The sequence below is a fragment of the Marinobacter sp. F3R08 genome, assembly GCF_018860425.1.
Classification (GTDB): domain Bacteria; phylum Pseudomonadota; class Gammaproteobacteria; order Pseudomonadales; family Oleiphilaceae; genus Marinobacter.
Genome location: NZ_JAHKPI010000002.1, coordinates 128,165 through 146,157, shown reverse-complemented (window position 1 = coordinate 146,157; position 17,993 = coordinate 128,165). Strand labels below are relative to the sequence as shown.

The 17,993-nt window shown below is 51.4% G+C and carries 15 protein-coding genes; 9 read left to right on the top strand and 6 right to left on the bottom strand.

The annotated features are described in order from the left end of the window. The 4 genes from KO499_RS00805 to KO499_RS00790 form a co-directional block, all read left to right on the top strand. The coding region (locus KO499_RS00805; protein ID WP_215981868.1) for a hypothetical protein at positions 1-261 on the top strand (261 nt) is incomplete at its 5' end. Positions 262-274: 13 nt separating this feature from the next. Then, on the top strand, positions 275-820 hold the full coding sequence (locus tag KO499_RS00800) for a FlhC family transcriptional regulator (RefSeq protein WP_215981867.1): 546 nt from the start codon (positions 275-277) through the stop codon (positions 818-820). A 152-nt stretch (positions 821-972) separates the two neighbouring features. Next, entirely contained in the window at positions 973-1,236 is a 264-nt protein-coding gene (locus KO499_RS00795) for a hypothetical protein (RefSeq protein WP_215981866.1), read from the top strand. Then, positions 1,220-1,537: a hypothetical protein gene (locus KO499_RS00790; protein WP_215981865.1), complete on the top strand. Its 318-nt coding sequence runs from the start codon at positions 1,220-1,222 to the stop codon at positions 1,535-1,537. Before KO499_RS00795 ends, KO499_RS00790 begins: the two co-directional genes overlap by 17 nt. An 82-nt stretch (positions 1,538-1,619) precedes the next feature. Here the strand turns inward: KO499_RS00790 and KO499_RS00785 are convergent, their stop codons facing one another. The 3 genes from KO499_RS00785 to traF are packed head-to-tail and all read right to left on the bottom strand — an operon-like array spanning position 1,620 to position 7,381. After that, the gene (locus tag KO499_RS00785; RefSeq protein WP_215981864.1) at positions 1,620-4,901 is read right to left on the bottom strand and encodes a conjugal transfer protein TraG N-terminal domain-containing protein; all 3,282 of its coding nucleotides are present in this window, start codon (positions 4,899-4,901) and stop codon (positions 1,620-1,622) included. 12 nt (positions 4,902-4,913) lie between these two features. Continuing rightward, the gene (locus KO499_RS00780; protein ID WP_215981863.1) at positions 4,914-6,383 is read right to left on the bottom strand and encodes a conjugal transfer protein TraH; all 1,470 of its coding nucleotides are present in this window, start codon (positions 6,381-6,383) and stop codon (positions 4,914-4,916) included. Beyond that, a complete protein-coding gene (gene traF, locus KO499_RS00775; RefSeq protein WP_215981862.1) occupies positions 6,380-7,381 on the bottom strand; it encodes a conjugal transfer protein TraF in 1,002 nt (333 codons plus the stop codon). The genes KO499_RS00780 and traF overlap by 4 nt, the downstream gene beginning before the upstream one ends. Positions 7,382-7,589: 208 nt before the next feature. Between traF and KO499_RS00770 the strand changes: the two genes are divergently transcribed. Next, a complete protein-coding gene (locus tag KO499_RS00770; RefSeq protein WP_215981861.1) occupies positions 7,590-8,255 on the top strand; it encodes an LPP20 family lipoprotein in 666 nt (221 codons plus the stop codon). A 134-nt stretch (positions 8,256-8,389) separates the two neighbouring features. Beyond that, positions 8,390-9,535 carry a hypothetical protein gene (locus KO499_RS00765; protein ID WP_215981860.1) on the top strand — a complete coding sequence of 382 codons (1,146 nt, stop codon included), beginning with the start codon at positions 8,390-8,392 and terminating at the stop codon, positions 9,533-9,535. Between the two features lie 62 nt (positions 9,536-9,597). Here the strand turns inward: KO499_RS00765 and KO499_RS00760 are convergent, their stop codons facing one another. Both KO499_RS00760 and KO499_RS00755 read right to left on the bottom strand, forming a co-directional pair. Further along, positions 9,598-10,254, bottom strand: a complete 657-nt coding sequence (locus KO499_RS00760; RefSeq protein WP_215981859.1) for a cold-shock protein — start codon at positions 10,252-10,254, stop codon at positions 9,598-9,600. A gap of 41 nt (positions 10,255-10,295) precedes the next feature. Beyond that, positions 10,296-12,362: a hypothetical protein gene (locus tag KO499_RS00755; protein ID WP_215981858.1), complete on the bottom strand. Its 2,067-nt coding sequence runs from the start codon at positions 12,360-12,362 to the stop codon at positions 10,296-10,298. Positions 12,363-12,647: 285 nt separating this feature from the next. On the opposite strand from KO499_RS00755, the gene KO499_RS00750 reads away from it, so the two are divergent. Together KO499_RS00750 and KO499_RS00745 are read left to right on the top strand one after the other, a co-directional pair. Continuing rightward, entirely contained in the window at positions 12,648-13,409 is a 762-nt protein-coding gene (locus KO499_RS00750) for a hypothetical protein (protein ID WP_215981857.1), read from the top strand. Between the two features lie 170 nt (positions 13,410-13,579). Then, positions 13,580-14,428: a hypothetical protein gene (locus KO499_RS00745; protein ID WP_215981856.1), complete on the top strand. Its 849-nt coding sequence runs from the start codon at positions 13,580-13,582 to the stop codon at positions 14,426-14,428. Between the two features lie 96 nt (positions 14,429-14,524). Here KO499_RS00745 and KO499_RS00740 read toward each other — a convergent pair whose 3' ends face one another. Next, a complete protein-coding gene (locus KO499_RS00740; RefSeq protein ID WP_215981855.1) occupies positions 14,525-15,529 on the bottom strand; it encodes a DNA replication terminus site-binding protein in 1,005 nt (334 codons plus the stop codon). A 764-nt stretch (positions 15,530-16,293) separates the two neighbouring features. On the opposite strand from KO499_RS00740, the gene KO499_RS00735 reads away from it, so the two are divergent. Next, complete coding sequence (locus tag KO499_RS00735) at positions 16,294-17,982, top strand: methyl-accepting chemotaxis protein (protein WP_215981854.1); 1,689 nt, start codon at positions 16,294-16,296, stop codon at positions 17,980-17,982. Positions 17,983-17,993 lie beyond the last annotated feature (11 nt).

The window sequence follows — 17,993 nt, the reverse complement described above, 5'->3', positions numbered from 1 at the left end:
GTGTGCGCCGAAGATCCTGCGAAAGCAGTGATCAAGTACAACCTCCCACCAGATGTTGTCGAACTGATTGCTGAGTCAGGCCCGGACTTTTATTTGAAGGTTCAACCGCTGGCGGACAAGTTCATGTTCGATATGTCGCGCAACTCTGACACCCTTCGACGCGCATTGAAGTCGGACAACACACTACAGAGTCGTTTTTTCCAGGTGGCCCGGATGTACTCTGCAGACATCTCTGACCAAGAGACAGGAAACGTGGCATAGGGAGCGCTCGCACATGAATGCACGTCATGCTCTATTACGCCTCTCGGCAAGGCGTATGTTACTGATGGGTTTTCCCAATACTGTTGTTGAGGACTGCGCCAATATCGGCAGTTCGCAGCGGCGCACGCTTCGCCATGAAATTAAGATGCAGGGAGGTTTGCAGCCTCCAGAGATGCGAGGCCCTGTGAGACAGGTTAAAAGTCTCACTGCCAAGGGTGCTGACCATCTCCATGCGTCACTCGTTATGGCGATCTATTGCAGTATCCATTCTAAAGCGAGAAGCCGGGTTGATATCGATGCCGTAATTGAGGCCTTCAAGATCTATAAGAAGGAACTTGGCGCAATCGAAGCGGCTGAACCTCGCGCAAAGCAAATGACACCTTTGGATATGGCTTCAACTCATGCCCTGGCGGTAGCTCTCCGTTCGCATGAAGACAGCAACTCGGCTGAGATGCGCAAGTGTAAAAGCTGTTTTTCGCACTATTATGTGGTGTATGAGCAGGAAGCCAGTCTTAGATGCCCATATTGCGAATGGCGAGTTCGTGGTGTGAAGCCATAATCCAGTATTAGCTCATTGAATGTCACGAAACCGCTTGATTCATGTGAATTTGGCGGTTTTTTTTGTTCCAGATATCTTTGGTGGGTATGGCAGGGAAGGGGTTGCGTTTTTTCAGGTCGCGATACACTGGTTGTAGATATAGGATGAGCGGCATGAAAAGTGTGAATATGACAATCGTAACGATTACGGTGTATGGCCTGAGCGTGTTGTTGGTCTTGGCGTTTTCAGTCGCTGGTCAGCTGGGCTCTTTGAGCCTCTTCAGTGGGAATGGCTGGTTTATCGTTGGTTGGCTTGCCGGGTACCTGACGATAGCGGTGCTTCTTGTTGGGGGTACTGCACACTGGGTGTTTACAGAGGCTATGCCATTGATTCGCAAACAGTTGAAGAGGAGTTTGAGTGATGAAAAAGGTTCTTAAATTCGTAGGTTACACTGCTCTTGTTCTACTTGTGATTCCAGTTGTTATGGTTGTTGTGGGTATTGCTGGCAATCTGCTTGGAGAGAACGACTTCTCGAAAGTGGGCGCGTTTGCGATTGTGGGAATGATGGTCATTTTTGTTTTGATGGTGGTCCGATTGGCGAAGTCTCGACCGAACCCGAGCGGATCAGTAGATGACGACAACCCGCACGCACGGCCAGAGCTTAAATGTTATTTTCAGAAAGGGTTCGAGCCTTCAATTGACGGAACTGGTCTTCGAGTGGACGGGCTTCCTGAATAAATTGATAAGCTTTTCTTGAAATAATCATGGCATAAAAAAGGGGCTAACCGGTTAGCCCCTTTTTTTGTTCACTTAGACACGTTTACCTGCCTTCGCGTTGATCCATTGCATATTCAATATTATCCATCAATTCCTCCATGCTGATACCGCCAGCCTCGTTGAACGCGGTGACGGTGTTGACACTGGCTCCTGAGAACCCGACATTCCCGCCGCCGTTGACCAAAAGGTCGGCCATATTGTTAGCGTTTTGAGCGCCGATTTCCGGGGTATAGGCGTCGATCAAATTTTGACGCGCTGTATCGAAGGAATCCCCAGCAAAATGCTGGCCGAACATAGCAACTTGGGACTCCGCCAGAAGGTTTGCTTGAAGGCTGTTCAGGCCAGCCGTAGACATGGCTTCTTGTGCAATAGCACTTACCATCTCGCCCCGACTCGCGTTAAAGGTCTCGATCCCTGCTTCCAGCCCTCCGGAAAAAGCATCCCCGACACCCTGCATGATGGCTCCTGCGTCAGAACCATAGTTATTGGACATGGACGTGAAAAATTCTCCTAAGCCTTCTGACGCATCCCAACGGTTGGAAACATTGTCTATTTGGTCTCCAAATGTTCCCTTTACTCCATCCCACCAGCTAGAGGCAGCCTCAACAGCGCTATCACCAGCGGCCATCGCATTAGTGCCTGCTCGCACGTCGGCCCCAAACATATCCAAGGCTGTCGGGAGCTCAGAGAGGTGATTGGCGCGCTCCTGCATGCCGTCAAGAGCAAGCTGACCCTGGTCGGAGGCCATTGCCGCCATCCATGCGCCCGATTGGGCATCAACCTCGTTTCTGGCTCCTTTAAAGAAGTCTTCAGGGCTGATGCCACCGGAAAATGTCATCCCACTCTTAACCGCGTCAAGTTGAGCACCGGCGATGGCCGCATCAACGCCACCTGCCGCGTTCCCGGAGGGTGCGCTGATGTCACCGACTCCCATTGGAAGTCCCAATGCACTGGCGGAGGCAGCGGTAGCCGCTGCAATGGCATCTGCGTTACCTGAAGCAGAGGCAGCCATAAGCATTCCAACGGTGTCTGAATGCTCCATATCCAAATTCGCAAGCGTTTCTTGATAGCCGCTTGCGTCCACACCGGCAGCTGCAAGGCCCTGCGAAAGTGCCTTCTTATCAGCATCGGACATCAGACTTGCCAGGTAGCGGTTGTCGACACTACCGCTGGAGCCCAGAGCACTCTGTAAAGTCTGAGCTTGAGTCAACGATTCTTGAGAGGATTGAACTTCCTCAGAGGCGTTGGTCAATTGCTTGGTTTGGGCACTGGTCGCCCCTTCGGAGTAGTTCTTCTCTACCGCTTCACTGAAGCCAGAGTTCACTTGCTGCGAATAATCTGCCCGTTCAGTTTCCGAGAACCTGGAGCCACTGACGTTTCCGAATGCTTCAGCGAATGCGGCTGCGAGCGTGGTCGAATCCGAATTCTCAGCGGTCATCTGTCCGTTAATCCCAGCTTGGGCCAACAGTCCCTTTGGACTGGACACGCCACCGCTTGCTCCTGCCGCCAGCGCACCTTTTATTGCGTCAGCCTGGGTATCCGTGAGATTAAACTGTTTGTCGAGACTTTTAGCTTGTTCTGAGACGGCTGTCGCGACGGTCCCTGATGCACCCGTGGTGCTCTGACCATAGGTTTCCAGTAGCTTCGAGGCCTCACCACTGCTGGATGAGTTCGTCAGTGCCGTGCCGAATGATTCGTTGAACCTGCTATTACTTGCACTCAGCTCCTGTTGTGCAGACTGAACGCTCGCAGCAGCTCCACCTGACAGGTTGAATGAGCCTGCCATGCCCTCCGCGCCGGTTCGTGTCGTGCCGGTCAGGGCGTTAGCTGAACCGCCTGGACTGATCTGCATCAACGAGCCCATATTAAAGGCATCGGGCTGAACCGAGTCAGCAGCTTGCTCCGCACCTTTTGCCGTCGATGCGGAGATTGAGTTGGCTAGACTCGCCGCGCCATACATCGATCCAGAAACCAAGAAAAGAGCGATCATCGGCACTGACGTTGCCATGTAGCTACCGGTACCAATCCACGTTTTAGCAGTATCGTAAGCGGCATTCATGAAATAGATACTGTTCACCGACGCTCCGGACGCGCTACCCGCCATCAAAAGCTCATTCGATGCTCCTTCGGTGATAAACATATCCACAATACTCAGCAACGGAAGCCATAGCTGTATCCAGATCACGAGCATGAAATATTTCAGGCCCAGCTTGATACCAAAGGCACCCATGACCATCAGGAAAGCAATAAATGGGGTAATGGCGAAGCTCATACCTTCGAAGAAGGTGAGCATTGGATACATTGTTTCTTGAAAGAACGATCGTTGAGCTGCCCACGCGATGTTTCGCTTCTCGATTGCATTGGTCATTGCAATCGCAAGATTCTCATCTTGCCAGCTGTCATAAAGCCCTTGTGCGGCTTCGAGCATGATGGGTTCTACCAATGTGGTCAGGGCCATATCCTGTGCAGAGAGGCCGCCTCCGCCGAGGCCCGCCAGGACCTCAGATGAGGAGTTCTGCAGTTTGTCTTCCCAGGTTAGATTTGATTGGCCACGCAGCGCCTTGTTGAGTGTGTCTTTGACACCATCTGCCGTGAAAATCGTATCAAAGGTATCAGAAAGCTCTGTCCAGGCGCTGTTGCATGTAAGATCTTGGGGCCCGGTTGGCCCATAATACTCGGTATAGTAGATTTCGCTCTGGAATTGGATCGCGTCTTTAATTGCAAGCATGGAGAGGTCGGACTGTGGGGCAAATCCGAGCTCATACTTCGGCATCGTGCATTCTTTGATGTAATTGTAGAGACTTTTCCGAAAATCGGATTGGCCACCCAACTTCTGATTGGCCTCATCAAAGAGTTTTTCAGAATAGGCTCTTTCCCTCAGGTCGACTAAAGCCTGAAGTGAGTCGGCATAAGTTCCCCCAGCTGTCATTGAGTTCTGGTTTGTCGTGCTGACGGAGGAATAGACGGTTTCAAAACCCTCCGAAATGTTGAACCCGATGTTCGAAATCAGGTACGTGGGAATAGCGACACCCGCTGGTACATGGTCAACAGTTCGATACGCACCGGTCGTGCGATCTTCCATGTTGACGGTCACTGTGAGTGAGCCAAAAAGCAGGATGTAGGCTCCGATACCTACGAAAATAGAGGCAATGTCAATTTCTCTGCCATTTTTCATGATGCTCTGAATTGCCGTTGCAAATACACCCAATAGGGCTGCAGTGGCCACGGTCACAGCGAAAGAGTCCTGACCTGTATATATCGCAACCGCATTGAGCACTCGCTCAATGAATGCAGAATCGCCGAGAGGGTAAATTGTTAGATCCATGGGTATGCTCCGTTACTTCATTCCGGAAACTTTCAGTACATCTTCGGCGGTGGTGTTTCGCATGATGGTTTCGTAGGTGTTTGCCAATTTCTCGGGGTTGCCAATGTGGTTTTCCCGAAGATCCCAGTATTGATCTGTAATAATCGTCCGGCGTGTCTCAAGTTTCTCAATGGCTTCTTTTACCCGCGCTCCCTTGATCGAATTCAGACCATCGATGGTTGCATCAATCGCTTTCTGAGCAGTTCGAAAGGCCATATCCAGAGCGAGGCCATAGGCCGCTTTCTTTGCGAATCCTTGAGCAGCTCCTGGTGCTTTAACGGCAACATTTCGGAGCCACGTACCTTGAGCCTCTGGTAATGAGATGAAAATCCCCTTTTCTTCAAGCGTGAACGTTCCTTGATTGGTAGTCATTTTGTTGATGATGCCCGGTGATGAGGCGCTACCTACAAGCGCTTTGAGAACCTTTTCCGCAAAGCCTTCAAAATCGGAGGTCTGAACAGTCGGTTCATCGCAATACTTTTCATCGTCAGCACTCGTACCGCATCGGAATACCTGGAGCGGTGCTGGGCTCCCTGTTGAGGATGCGATCGGTCCGGACCTGCCAAAGACAAAAGCTTCCAGGTCGAAGGTTGGGGAGACGTATTGGGAGATGTTTACTTTATCCCCGGTCTTACCTGCGAAGGCCGGGGAACTTTCATAGGTGCCATCCTGCGGCGTGAGAGGGACGATGACGGCACCCAGAAGGCTCATAAGATGCTCAGCCATGTCTTTGTCACCATCCGGAAAGATGCTCACAGCCCCACCTTCAATCATGGCTCGATAGACGAAGTTGCCGCGACTGTCTTCGTAGAACTGAGCTGTTTCAGGATTGGTTTGTGCATTTTGCGGAGTCCAGTTGTCACTCCATGACTGGAAAAAGTCCTCAGTTGCACCGCCGATCGTTGCCTCAGTACGACTCTGAGAGTTCTGTGCCAGGTCGAACGCTCCTGCAGTGTCATTCACGATGCCCTGAGCCAGCTGACATGAGTTGCCAAGGTACTCATTGAGTGACTGCATTTTTTTCTGAAAGGTTTCAATCCAAGCAGCACCTTCTGGATAGACCGCATCCAACGCTAGTTGAAACGCATAACCTTCAGCGTTTGCAGCCACTTTCTGAAGTGTGTTGACGATCTCCTGCCCATCGATGAAGGAAAATGACCCGCCTGACATATCAATGCCTCCACAGCCGCCGCTGGCACTGGGAGGAACCCAAGTAGCTATGTTCTGATCCACAATAGGCGTTCGGATAGATACGCCGCCAAACGTCATACCGCCGCGTGTCTTACTTTTGAACGCTGACGGGTCTGTAGCGTTGGCCATCTGTCCAAACATGCTTTCCATCTGATCTTGCATTCCTGCAGATGACGGTGCGGATACCAGAATCGAAGTGGCCGCAAGGGTTGCTCCGGCTAAAACGTTCAGCTTCGAAATACGCTTATTCACTTGTTAGTCTCCTGTCTGATAATCCGCAGTAATTCAGGGGCTGGTATAAACCCATCCTCATCCGTCTGATCTGGTTTAACGCTGGCATACGCATTAGGTGCGACGGCTCCAATGAGGTCTTCTTCTTTTTTCAACTGCTTCTGGGTGGCCATGTACTCTTCATCGGAGATCGCTCCATTCATTTGTGCAACGAGCAGAATTCGGTTTTCCATTAACGGGCGAGCAAACATGCCGACCCCGATGGGCTTGGTCGTGTTGTCATTGAACGCAACGAAGGTGGCAGGAACTTGCCTGACGCCCATGACCTGCGACTGTCCCTGATCCATTACAACCTTCGCCAGAGCGTCTTCGGGGAGAGTTGAACCATCCGTGGAGACGGCTAATACATCGATGCCGTAGAGCTGCTGTATCGCGTCGAGAGTGCGAGCCTGCTCCATGGAGTATTGCGATCCGTTGAAAAAGAAAATCAGGCCAACCTTGTCTTTCATTTTTGTCAGAAGGTCTTTGCGAGCGCTGTTGGCTTCAGCCTTGAGCCGTAGCGTTCCAGATGTAGTTGTAGGAGCAGTGGAGTTGGCGTCCAGCATGGGGTCGGTAGACACAACTTGCTTCCAGACATCCGCGAAATTCGCAGACCGGTTCATGGCCATCTTTTGGACGTAAAGGAATGCACTTACATTCTCTGGGGTTGGGTTCTCCCAGGCCTGGTCTTTGTATTTTTTGATGTTCTTCCGAAACCATTCAGCACTCATCGCTGCAGGCGGTGCAGGTGGTTGCGCGGTTACTGGCTCTGGTGTCGGCTCTGGCTTCTTTGGTTTAGCCAGGGTTTCCACGGACGGCTCGGGCGGTTTCACCTCGGGTTTCTTTTCCGGTTCTTCTTCCTCTGGTACGGGCTCATACCAGAACCAGCCTTCTTCACCTCGCTCAATAAATTGGCCATTGCGCTCGGGGTAGTCGAGCTGGGATGCAGAAGCGAGCCCTGAGGCCACCAGAAACAGCACGCTGATAAGAGTTTTGTTCATAGCTACACAAACACTTGTCCAATGTGAGATCCATTTTAAAAAGCTGTGAAGAATTCGAGCGGAGAGTGGGTGCGAAAAAACAGCTACTACTCGCTAGAAGCGGTTAAAAAACGCAGAGAGTTGGGGGTTGCGTTTCTGGAAGGCGTATTAGAGTGGGAATAGTTAAATGGGAAAAAGGAGCAGTCTTATGAATATGAAAGTCGCTATTGTCGTATCGGCTCTGTCAATCGGCCTGTTGGGCGGTTGTGCCTCCAACCAGAGTGCGCTGGATCTGGCCGAACAGCAGGCCGAGATTGAGGCTGAGCGTGCAGAAATGCTGGCTGAGCTGATGGAGCTAAAGAACGAGCAACTTGAAGAGAGTCTTTCAAATGTTCCTGACTGGGTGATTGAACCGCCGAAGCCTGATGTTGCCGGCATCTATGGGGTAGGTGTCGCCGAATCCAGCAATGTTGCAGTCGTGATGAAAAAAGCTCGGTTGCAGGCCGAGTATGAGCTGGCGGCCCAGATGAAACAGGAGATCAGTGGGCTCGATCAGCAGTTCATTGAAGATTCGTCTGGAAACGACGCAAACCTTCGCTTTCAGAGTGCTGTTGAGCGTTTTGTGAATTCTGTTGAGATTGCGGGTCAGGAAATCGTGGAGCAGGAGGTTGATGTCTCCAATGGGAAATACGATGGGTATGTACTGATGCGCCTCAGTTTCGACTCTATGGAGCGAATGCTCGAAGAACGCAACAATATGGAAGGTTACGACCGCATGAAAGCGGCGTTCAAGGAGCTTCGGGAGCGTGTTGAGGCCAGTAAGCAGTCCACCAGTGTCCTGGCTGATTCAGTGGAGACTACAGAGGGCGCGTAAGCGCTCTTTGTGGCGGGGGTGTCGAAATGCGTCATAGGGCTTCCAGAAGTGTGTTAACGCTGTGGTTGGTTGCAGCGATGGCTGCCGTAGTCGGCTTCTCATTTGCGACTACAGGGGATGTCTGGAGTCAGCGGATGTCTGTCAGTTTCCAAATGGGTGAGGCGGATTCGAGGATCACGGCCACTGAAGCGGCCAGGGACAAGTTAAGGCAGAAAGCGTTGAGTGAGGCTGGTGCTTATATTGAAACTGAGCAGGTGCTTCGTAACGGGAAGCTCTCGGAGACGCTGACTTTGCTCAAATCAGCGTTGGTTGCAATGGATGATGAGCATGTGAGGGTCGTTACCGACCCTGAAACGCAAGTCCAGATCCTCCACCTTGATGCCAATGTTTCGATTGATAGTCGGGTTCTGCGTGAACGTGTCAATGCGCTGAGCAATGACGCCGAATACCGGGCTAAATTGAATCGCCTAATGCTTGCGGAACAGAAGATCGAAAATACAGCGTCTCGATTACAGAATCAGGTTCGGGGAACGAGCCTGGCGCGTTCACTTGAGACGAGAGTTCGAGAGATCCTTGCCAGTGCAAAGGCCAGAACAATTGCCTTAGCAAGTGCTTTGAAGCCCGGAGTGAACAGTAGTCTGTTGGATCGAGCTCAATACGGATCTGAGCTTCTGGAGCTTGGCAAACTGGTTGCCATGGATAAGTACATTACTGAGATTATCATTCCCTATGGTGAACTGCTGGAAGCCCGTGCTGATGTGGTTGCGGTTACGCCTTCAGATCGAGCCAGTGATGGTGTTCAAGTTAGTGTCGACTTCGAGCTCAAGGCAAAGGTAGATGTCGGGAATATCGTCCATCTGCTCAGTGTTCTGGAAACGAAGTTGGAGGGTATTCGCGCTGGAGAATTCTGGCTGCCCAACCAGCAAAAGCGGATGAGTGATCTTCAGCTTGGGGCATTTGATGTCTGGGTTGATGAAGTCTTGGATAATACGCCGTTGGCTGTCTTGGTGTCCGTGGGTTCCCAAAAAGCCTTCTATCCAGCCCTTGGGATTCGTGAGAGCTTTATGGGCGACCGGGGATTCGATTACGGATTGAGACCAGTCAACGATCACATGGCTTTCTCTGAATTCCCAATGGAATTCACTAAGGATAGTGGCCGTCAGGATGAGCGGACAGTTACCCGCCACTATGTCTTCCATGTTCCAAATGCTGAGGCTGCAAAGCTCAAGGATGTGACGGTGGAGATCAGGCTGGTGCGGGTTGGGGAGCAAGACGAATAATCCCGCTCGAAATATGCGTCAAATAATCAGCAGCGCCCCGGTTACGGAGCGCTGTTTTTCTATCAGCGAAGACTTACGCCCACCACGATTAACACTATTACGAATATGACAAAGTATAGGAGGTGGTTCGGGTCGGTTATTAATTCGTTCTGCGGGACACCCTTTTCCTTTATGGCTTCGATCTCGTCGTTTAGTGCTTGTTGATTTTTTTCAGCCTCAGCTGGGTTCGCAGTGACGCGTTTTTCCTTTACCAAAGCCAGATCTGCCGAGAATCTGTGAATCGTGTACTTATAGTTGCTGTTTGATCCCGTGCCAGTTCGTTGGGACCGCTTAAGGTTTAGAACGGCATTGCAGCCCACACTGAGCGCCTTTTGCTTAAGTATGTCTACCGCCGTATCCGGCTCTTTATGTTCGACTACAACATTTCCGAGCGTGAATACCGGCTCATTGTCACGACCGCATGAATTGGACTTGCTGACAATGACATCACCTGGAAGTGACACGAAGACTGGGTGGCTTTCTGCGACCGCTACATCCCTTGCTGCCATGCCTTTGGGCGTCGGAACAGCATCAAACTGTACAGTTGCCCCTTTGACGACATTCTTGCGATGTTCGGACTTCACATCGTTCTGATGGAAAAAGTAACTTTCGCCGGTATTGTCTTTGAGAAATCCGTAACGCTTTTCAGTTGAATACGAGACGATCTGTCCTGAGTACAAGCTATTGCTCCTAATTTATCCTGGCGATCCACACTGTCGTGTTAGTCGAAGTCGTCGCCGGACGCTGAAAGTTGTTTTTGTGCCTCAAGCCAATGCTCCAGATGACCCGGCAGTATTAGCTCGTAGCGGGCCCTTGAAGCGCCAACGTAGATCATTGATAGAACGTGTGCTTGAAGCCCGGCTTTGTTTATTTTTCCCGGTTCAATCAAAAGGTCCGGTGCGAGCATTACGCAATCAAACTCAGTGTTCCGGGCATCTTCCGCCAGCCCCAGTATGATCTTTGCTTTATCGGGTGTAGTGACGACATCCATGGCTTTTGAGAAATCGTGCTGGCGGTCGGCTCCTCCTGAGAGCATTGCCTCAACGCGTTTGAAGGAGCCGCTTCTGCCTTTGTCCTCCCGCAACGCTTCCCATGTCGGGTATCGGAAAAGAAGAGACGACTGTGCCCGAATCCCTTGGAAATACAAGGAGACCAGGGACGCATTGAATGTGAAGAAGTTGTGGACAGAGCCGGGCAGTAGCGAGAATGATTCGCCTGATTCGCGCAGGCGGTGGAACCACTCGGTCATCTCGAACAGATCCGACACAAGGATAGTGCATTTCTGTTTTGGAACTCGCGAACGATCTGCGTCGTAATAGCTGATCCGAGTCCGCATGTGCCGGCTACCCTGAAGGGCGACATTTGTTTGCGCCGGATGTTTGTCGATCAGGGTGTTGAACAGGTCTTCTACCTGGTTGCTGGCACGAACTGTGAGCCCTATTTCAGAACGGCGAATCCGTTCCGACTGGCGAGGAACGAATCCGCGCAACCGTTGGTAGGGGTCACCCATTGTTTGAACAGACTGGGGGCTTCTATCCAATATCTGTTGTAGAGGCGTAGTTAGATCATGGGCTTCATCAATGATGAAATGGGTATAGCGTTCCGGGGCGTTATATCCTCGCAAAGCGCAATATTTGATGAGATGGTAAGCCCGAACAGGTAGTTGGGAGTCTGTGTCATTGGGCTCTACGGTTTCATTCCAGAGCGCTTGCGCATAGTTCACCAGCGCTGTTCGATCGATCGGGCTAAGGCGGTCGTGAATAGTGGGCAAATGCCATTCGCTAATGTGATCATGGCCGGATCGACAAAATCGTCGAACCGCTTTCATGGCGATATCGGCCACTGTGCCGGGAGCTAGTCGACTGACAGCATTGAACCGGAGCCTTCGAGCCGTCTCATCGGCTGACAGAAAATAGTTGGGATCTCTTCGATTGCCAGGTCGCCAGTGTACCGGCACGTTTTGGGCTGCCAGTATTTCCCCGGCCAACTGTCCAAACGTTCGAGCTTTTGTCTCCGGCGCATCCAGACGTTTCAGGAGTCCGTGAAGCTGCGTTTTTGTCAGTGCCAGAACGACAGGGTTGAACTCTTTGTATTGTTCAATGACACCCAACATCTCTTTGGCCATAAACGTCTTACCGCCACCGAAGAAAGACATCAAGTTCGCTGATTCGTCAGGCTCAGAGAGGAACTTATTGAAGAAGCGGGCCTGTGGATCTGTCATTTTTACAGCTTGGCCACTGGGCAAAGGCACATCACGCTTGAACGGATTGCGGCGGTTATGCTGGCGGTTTGTAAATTCGAAGTCCCAGTTCCCCTGATCATCCAGGAAGTCCGGCCCCGTCGAGGGAAATTGGTCCCTTGAAGTCATAAAACTCAGATCAATACCGCCACCTGAGGGGGAAGGCTCTGCTGTGCCATCCATCTCACTCTGCCGGAGAACATCAACGCCGTTGACTCCCAGTGATCGCGCTCCGTCCGACAGTTTCGCCAGATCCAGTTGCTGAGGCAGCGAATCGCGAAAAGCCTGCTCTTCAGCTTCACCTTTAACGGCTACCACTAACTGAGCCAGGATGTGTTCCAGCTTTGCTGCAACTGGTCGTTTCTGGCTAACAAGAGCGGGCACCTGTTGAATGAGAATTGCGCTAATCAGTTGCTCGATGGGAGCGTGGGCAGCCCAATCTTCGATCCTTTCAATCAGATTGTCGGGGTCGGGGTTCTTACGCCATTTGACCAGCATATTTATCTGGGCATCGGTGATCGGAAGTATCAGCTTTGGCGCGTCAGTCATTGGTGCCTTTTGCCTAATGGATTCATTCGTAGCCCTACTTTACCGCCAAAATTTGAGATGCAAGGTCGTCAAACGGTCAAACTCTGTTAAATCTGAATGCAGGATATGTTTGATTGCGTCCATAACTCGTAGGTTCTTATTTTGTATCTTGTTTTAGGACAGATTCCTGATAATGTCAAAAGGTCACGCAGTAGGTAGCTTGGTGTTCTTTCGATGCTTTTTGGGTGTCATTGAGCTGGATTCAGGTTGCTTTGTGAGAAGGTAATCAATAATAAGGAGCAGTAAATGTTGTACAGAATAAAAGCGGGCGCTCGGATCTCTTCACCATTGCTAATGGGGCTGGTTTTGGCCGCCTGTGGTGGTGGGGGTGGAGGCGGACTCTCATCAGAGACTCCAGACCAGCCGACAATTGAGCTTAAACCGGGTGGGTATGCGACAACCATAGCGTTTGACGATGGCAGCTCGGTTGATGCGGCAACCTTGCTAAGCCCTTCTGGTCGTTTCGTGGTTCTTGTCGACTTCGATGACATCACAAGTGGCATTCTGGAATACGGTTCCGGTGGGACAATTACAGGGATCGGCACAGACTACGTATTTGACGGTCTCTCCTGGCAGACCCAAAGCGGCACGATCTCTGGCGAAGCGGCTTCTTCCAGCAGCGCCACAATTACGGCCACTGCACCGGGATACGAGTCTACTTCGACCCTTGAGAGAGATGATCAGTACAGTGATCTCGGTGTGACACTGGCCACTCTGTCAGGCACGTACACAATGGATGTACCTGGTGTCACCCTGTCGTCTGTGACGATGACTTCAGACGGGATACTCACAGGAAGCGACGAAACTGGTTGTGTTTTCAATGGCAATGTTGCTATTCCAGACCCACGCTACAACGTTTATGAAGTCACTTATAGCGCCAACAATTGCGCTGACTCGCAACGTAATGGCGATTACTTTGGAATAGGGGCTTACGACCCTGATTTCGGTGAAGTTCAGTTTGCCGGCACAGGGAATCAGGTGGCCTCGTTTTTTATTGGTTCGAAGTAAGTAGACCCTCAGCCGGGGCAGGAAGAATGCCCCGGCACATGCCTCCCGCGACTCCTCCATCTCGATCCAGCAATCATTTATACACAATTCATTACATAAAAACATAGGCTTGCGTTTTTGTATGACGCAGTATGCTCCACATATTAGCCCTCACGAAACTTGGAGCAGATATGCGATTTATGAAACCTGGTATGGCGTCCTTCACCCCAGTTCTGGCCATTGGATTGCTCAGCGGCTGCGCATCTTCTGGTATTACAAAAGAGAACCCCGACCACAGCCGCGCATGGAATCTGACACACAGTGTTGCAATGACCGATCTTGACGACTCAACGGTACCGAGCGATCAGATACCCAGCGGCCTGAGATCGACCTTGGACATGGCGATTGATGTTTCCTACTTCGTGAACAGCGCTACGCTGGGAATGTCATTAGGTGACGCGTTTGGACTCGGGTTGGTTGGAGCCCTGCTCAACAGTAAAAAAAGTCACGGTGAGCGGAGTACGATGGTCGCGTGGATACCTGCGGATGACGTGGACAGTCGCGAAAGCGCTCATCTTTGGCTCGGAGACGCGGTGAAAGATGCCACTTTGCAGGCCATGGATACTCTCGGAATTGAGGGTGAGCCTGAATTTCACAACGAACTAACAGAATCTTTCTGGCACGGTACTTTCACGGAGACTCTAATTACAGGCGTGTCGGTCGATGGAACCGAGTGCGGAATGTACATGAAGCTGTACCCAGAAACCGTATCGGAGCTTCGCACGATCCCTGACTTTATTGCTCCGAATATCCAGGGTTACCAAGTTATTGCAGATGATGAATACACCTATCCCGTGCTCGCACCCTGGTGCGCTAGTGAGAAACTGGATCAGTACATCGAATTTGCGGGTGAAATCAGCAAGAATCTCCCGGAAACCGTGTTCTTCTATGTCCCCCAGGTTGAGTCGGATGAACAAACCGTGCCACCCATTGTTTTCGATCACGGCAAAGCTTTGCTGTTCCTTGTTGCTGAAGATTAAACGGTAATACGAAGAAACGCCGGGGTGACTCAACGCCGCCCCGGTCGCCTTCAACGTCACAGCTTCGAATCCCCTCCCTTTCTGCCCCCAAATCTTTTATTTGCCAGGACCGGTACCGGAAATTACAGGATAGATCGGTACCAGAGGGCTAATCGGCTCCTCGGATGTCTTTCGGCCTGCACGTTTAGCGCGTTTGCTTGCAGCATTCGCATCATAGACGCCAAGAGTTCCGATCTTCACGGGTATCGTTGGATTCAGAAGTATCAGCGGCGTGTGTGCTTCTCGCAGTGTGACGGGTTGATCGAATTTCTTTTCTTTTTGCCACTTCTGGCGACGAGCATCCCGCTCAGCAGGGGAGAGGTGTCGGCGAATGTTTACCATGGGCCTGACAAGCAGCTCCCGGCGTTGGCGTAGTTCAGTATGGGCCGGTAGCGACTTCACTCGATTCATCTCCTTTGCGACATTCCATTCCCACTGAGCCTTATCCATCGTATCTGGAGGGCTTTCAGTGAGCCGCTGCTTTATCCGCTCAACGGCTTCGTCAACACTGACTTTGAGGATCTGCGTTTTCACGCCCCAGGTAAAGCTCAGGCTCTGAAGCACCGGTTCCGGAGGCAACACTGTGAATTGCCGGACCAGTTGGAGGGTTACCAGCATCGGGTGGTGTGCGTGAAGCAGTTCGAAGCGGTCGTTGCGGGTGCCGAGTTTGGGAATCCGCTCCTTGATCTGATCTTTCAGGGTGTTTGCTTGTGCGACTCGACGCTGGATCATCGCGGCCAGTTCGTTTTCGCATTGAGCCACGATTGCGCCCGGTGTTCTGGCGACGAACTTTGTTGAGTGTTCACCATCGCCATACCAGTCGGTGAGAGCAAACAGGAGCCGATCAAACGCCTCTGTCCCGGTAAACAGTTCTGGTTCGATACGTTCGGGCAGTTCGGTTTCTTGCCCTTTTTTCGGGCGGGGCAGACAGGAAACCTTCGCTTGGGAAATGTCGCACTGGCGCAGATCGGACTTCAGGTCAGCGCATACACCTTCGAGCGCCTCAATTCGTTCGTTGATGTCGTTGATGGCTGCCAGCTGCGCTGCGTTGTACTGAGACATATCCGGTCTCCGGTCTGTGATGATACAACATAATATACCATCATGCCCTTACCGGAGCCACACCCATAGCAGCCTGAAACTCCCCACTATTCCTGCGATTCCGCGTTATTGAGAATGCAGTGGGAGAGATTTTTTCCGTATCGAGCCCCAGGAAGAAAGAGGAAGAAAAAGAGAGAGAGAAGAAGAAAAAGTAAGAAAGACGCTGGCGCGGCCTTGAAAAGGTGCGGGTATGCTGAGAGTTGGCGGGCCTCCCCTTCGGGGAGGTATGAGCATGATGGTATATTATATATTGATGAAAGGCCCTTCTCTGGTATGATCAGGGCTAATCAATTGAAGGGAAGCTCCTCTGTGCGTCTGGCAACATTGATCTTGGTTGTAATTGGTATGGCCTGCTACTGTGGGGTCGTAAAAAAGTTGGTAACTAAAAGTCGCTGTAGGGCACGTATCTTCGCCTTAACATCGACGTGACGAAAAATAAAGTTGGTAACTTTGAAGTTGATTCGAGTCCAGGATTATCAATCCATCGACGACCCCGACAACGCTCCATGACGCCATTTGGCGTTTCTCATCAGGCCTTCCACTATTCCTCCATGTCCCTTTGCCGCCCTTTGGCGTCGGTGTTATGAGCGCTCTTTAGTCAGGTTCCTGTCCATTTTTCTCACCTTCCCGGCGCTTTCGCCGTCACCGACTCTATAAACTCTCGCATATTCTAACTTTGGCGCGACTGAAAGCGCTTGCACTGGCGAGCGCAGGAGACCCTGTTTATGAAATTTTCGATCCGAAATCGCTTGATGATCATTGCGATTGTCCCTGTGATGCTGATGGCTGTTGTTTTGTTCATCGTCTTCAACGTCGCCAGTAAGCAAATGACCAAATCCCAGCTGGACATCGCTCACCAGGAAGTCACCGCCATCAAAAAAGCGGAACTGAAGCTTCTGATGGAGGCCGCCAGCAGTGCGATTAAACCCCTATATGAACGCGGTGCCCCGCTAGAAGAGGCCCTGCCGATGCTCAAATCTATCCAGTACGGCGAAAACGGGTACCTCTACGGCTATTCAACCGCTGGAAATCGCATGCTTTTAGGAAGCAGCGATCAAGGCCTTGGAGATAACTACTGGCACCTACAGGATAAGAAGGGCAACTACCTTGTACGTGAAATCGTTGATACAGCGGTCAATGGCGACGGCTACTTCACCTACTGGTTCCCAAAGCCAGGCCAATCTGAAGCCGAACCGAAAACGTCTTACAACGTTTACCTGCCTGATTGGGATCTCGTGATCGGTGCCGGGTTCTACTTTGACGAAGCTGAGGAAGTTGTAAGCCGCCTGGATGAGAGTGCCCAAAGAGAGTTGGCCGACGCTGGAATCAAGTTTGTCGCACTCGGGGCGATTACTCTTGCGATCGTGGTTGCAATTGCTCTGGCCATCCGAGCCACCGTCATGAAGCCCTTAACCGCTATTCAAGACTCCGTGCGCAACCTCAATGGTGGCGACGCCGACCTCACAGCCAGAGTCGAAGTAAAAGACAGGCACGAACTCGGGTCACTGGCGGGCGAAATCAATACTTTCATTGAACAACTGGAAACACTGATCGGTGACATGAAGGACCACGCCAAACTTCAGGGCTCAACGAGTAAAGAAATCTATGATCGGATGGGGCAAATGGTTGGCCTGCTTTCCGAGCAGAGCGATGAAACAACCCAGGTGGCAACCGCTGTCACCGAAATGACTGCTGCAGCTGAAGAAATTGCCACCAATGCGGCCAACGCTGCAAGCTACACCAACGAGTCTACCGACTCTATCAACCATGCCCAATCCAGCATTACCCAGGGCGCTGAGGTTCTTCAGGATCTCGCCGATGAAATTGAAGCCACCGCCGAGCAGGTGGAATCATTAGGAGCCGGCGTCTCTAATATCGACACGATCATTACGACTATCAACGGTATCGCCGATCAAACAAACCTGCTCGCTCTGAATGCCGCCATCGAAGCCGCTCGGGCAGGAGAGCAAGGTCGTGGTTTTGCCGTCGTCGCAGAAGAGGTCCGCAGCCTTGCTCAGAAGACTCAATCGAGCACCACAGAAATTTCCGACATGATCGAGGATCTGAAGTCCAAGACTAATTCAACTGTCGAATTTATGCGGTCTTCTCAGATCAAAAGTTCCAAGGCTGTTGAGACCAACAACGAAGCTGTTAACGACATGAACTCAGTCGTTGGATCAATGAAGCTGATCTCTGAACAGAGTGACCAAATCGCATCCGCAGCTGAAGAGCAGTCCAGTGTTTGCAACGACATATCAGAACGCTTAGAAAAAATCTCCGACCAGTCGGCTCGCTGCACGGAGCAGGGTAGAGAAACGTCGGAGGCCGCTGATCGAATGGAGCATGCTTCTGAGGATCTTGGCTCGATGGTGGAGAAACTGAAGACCGCCCCACGCGGAGAAACAACACTCTAATAGCAACCTGA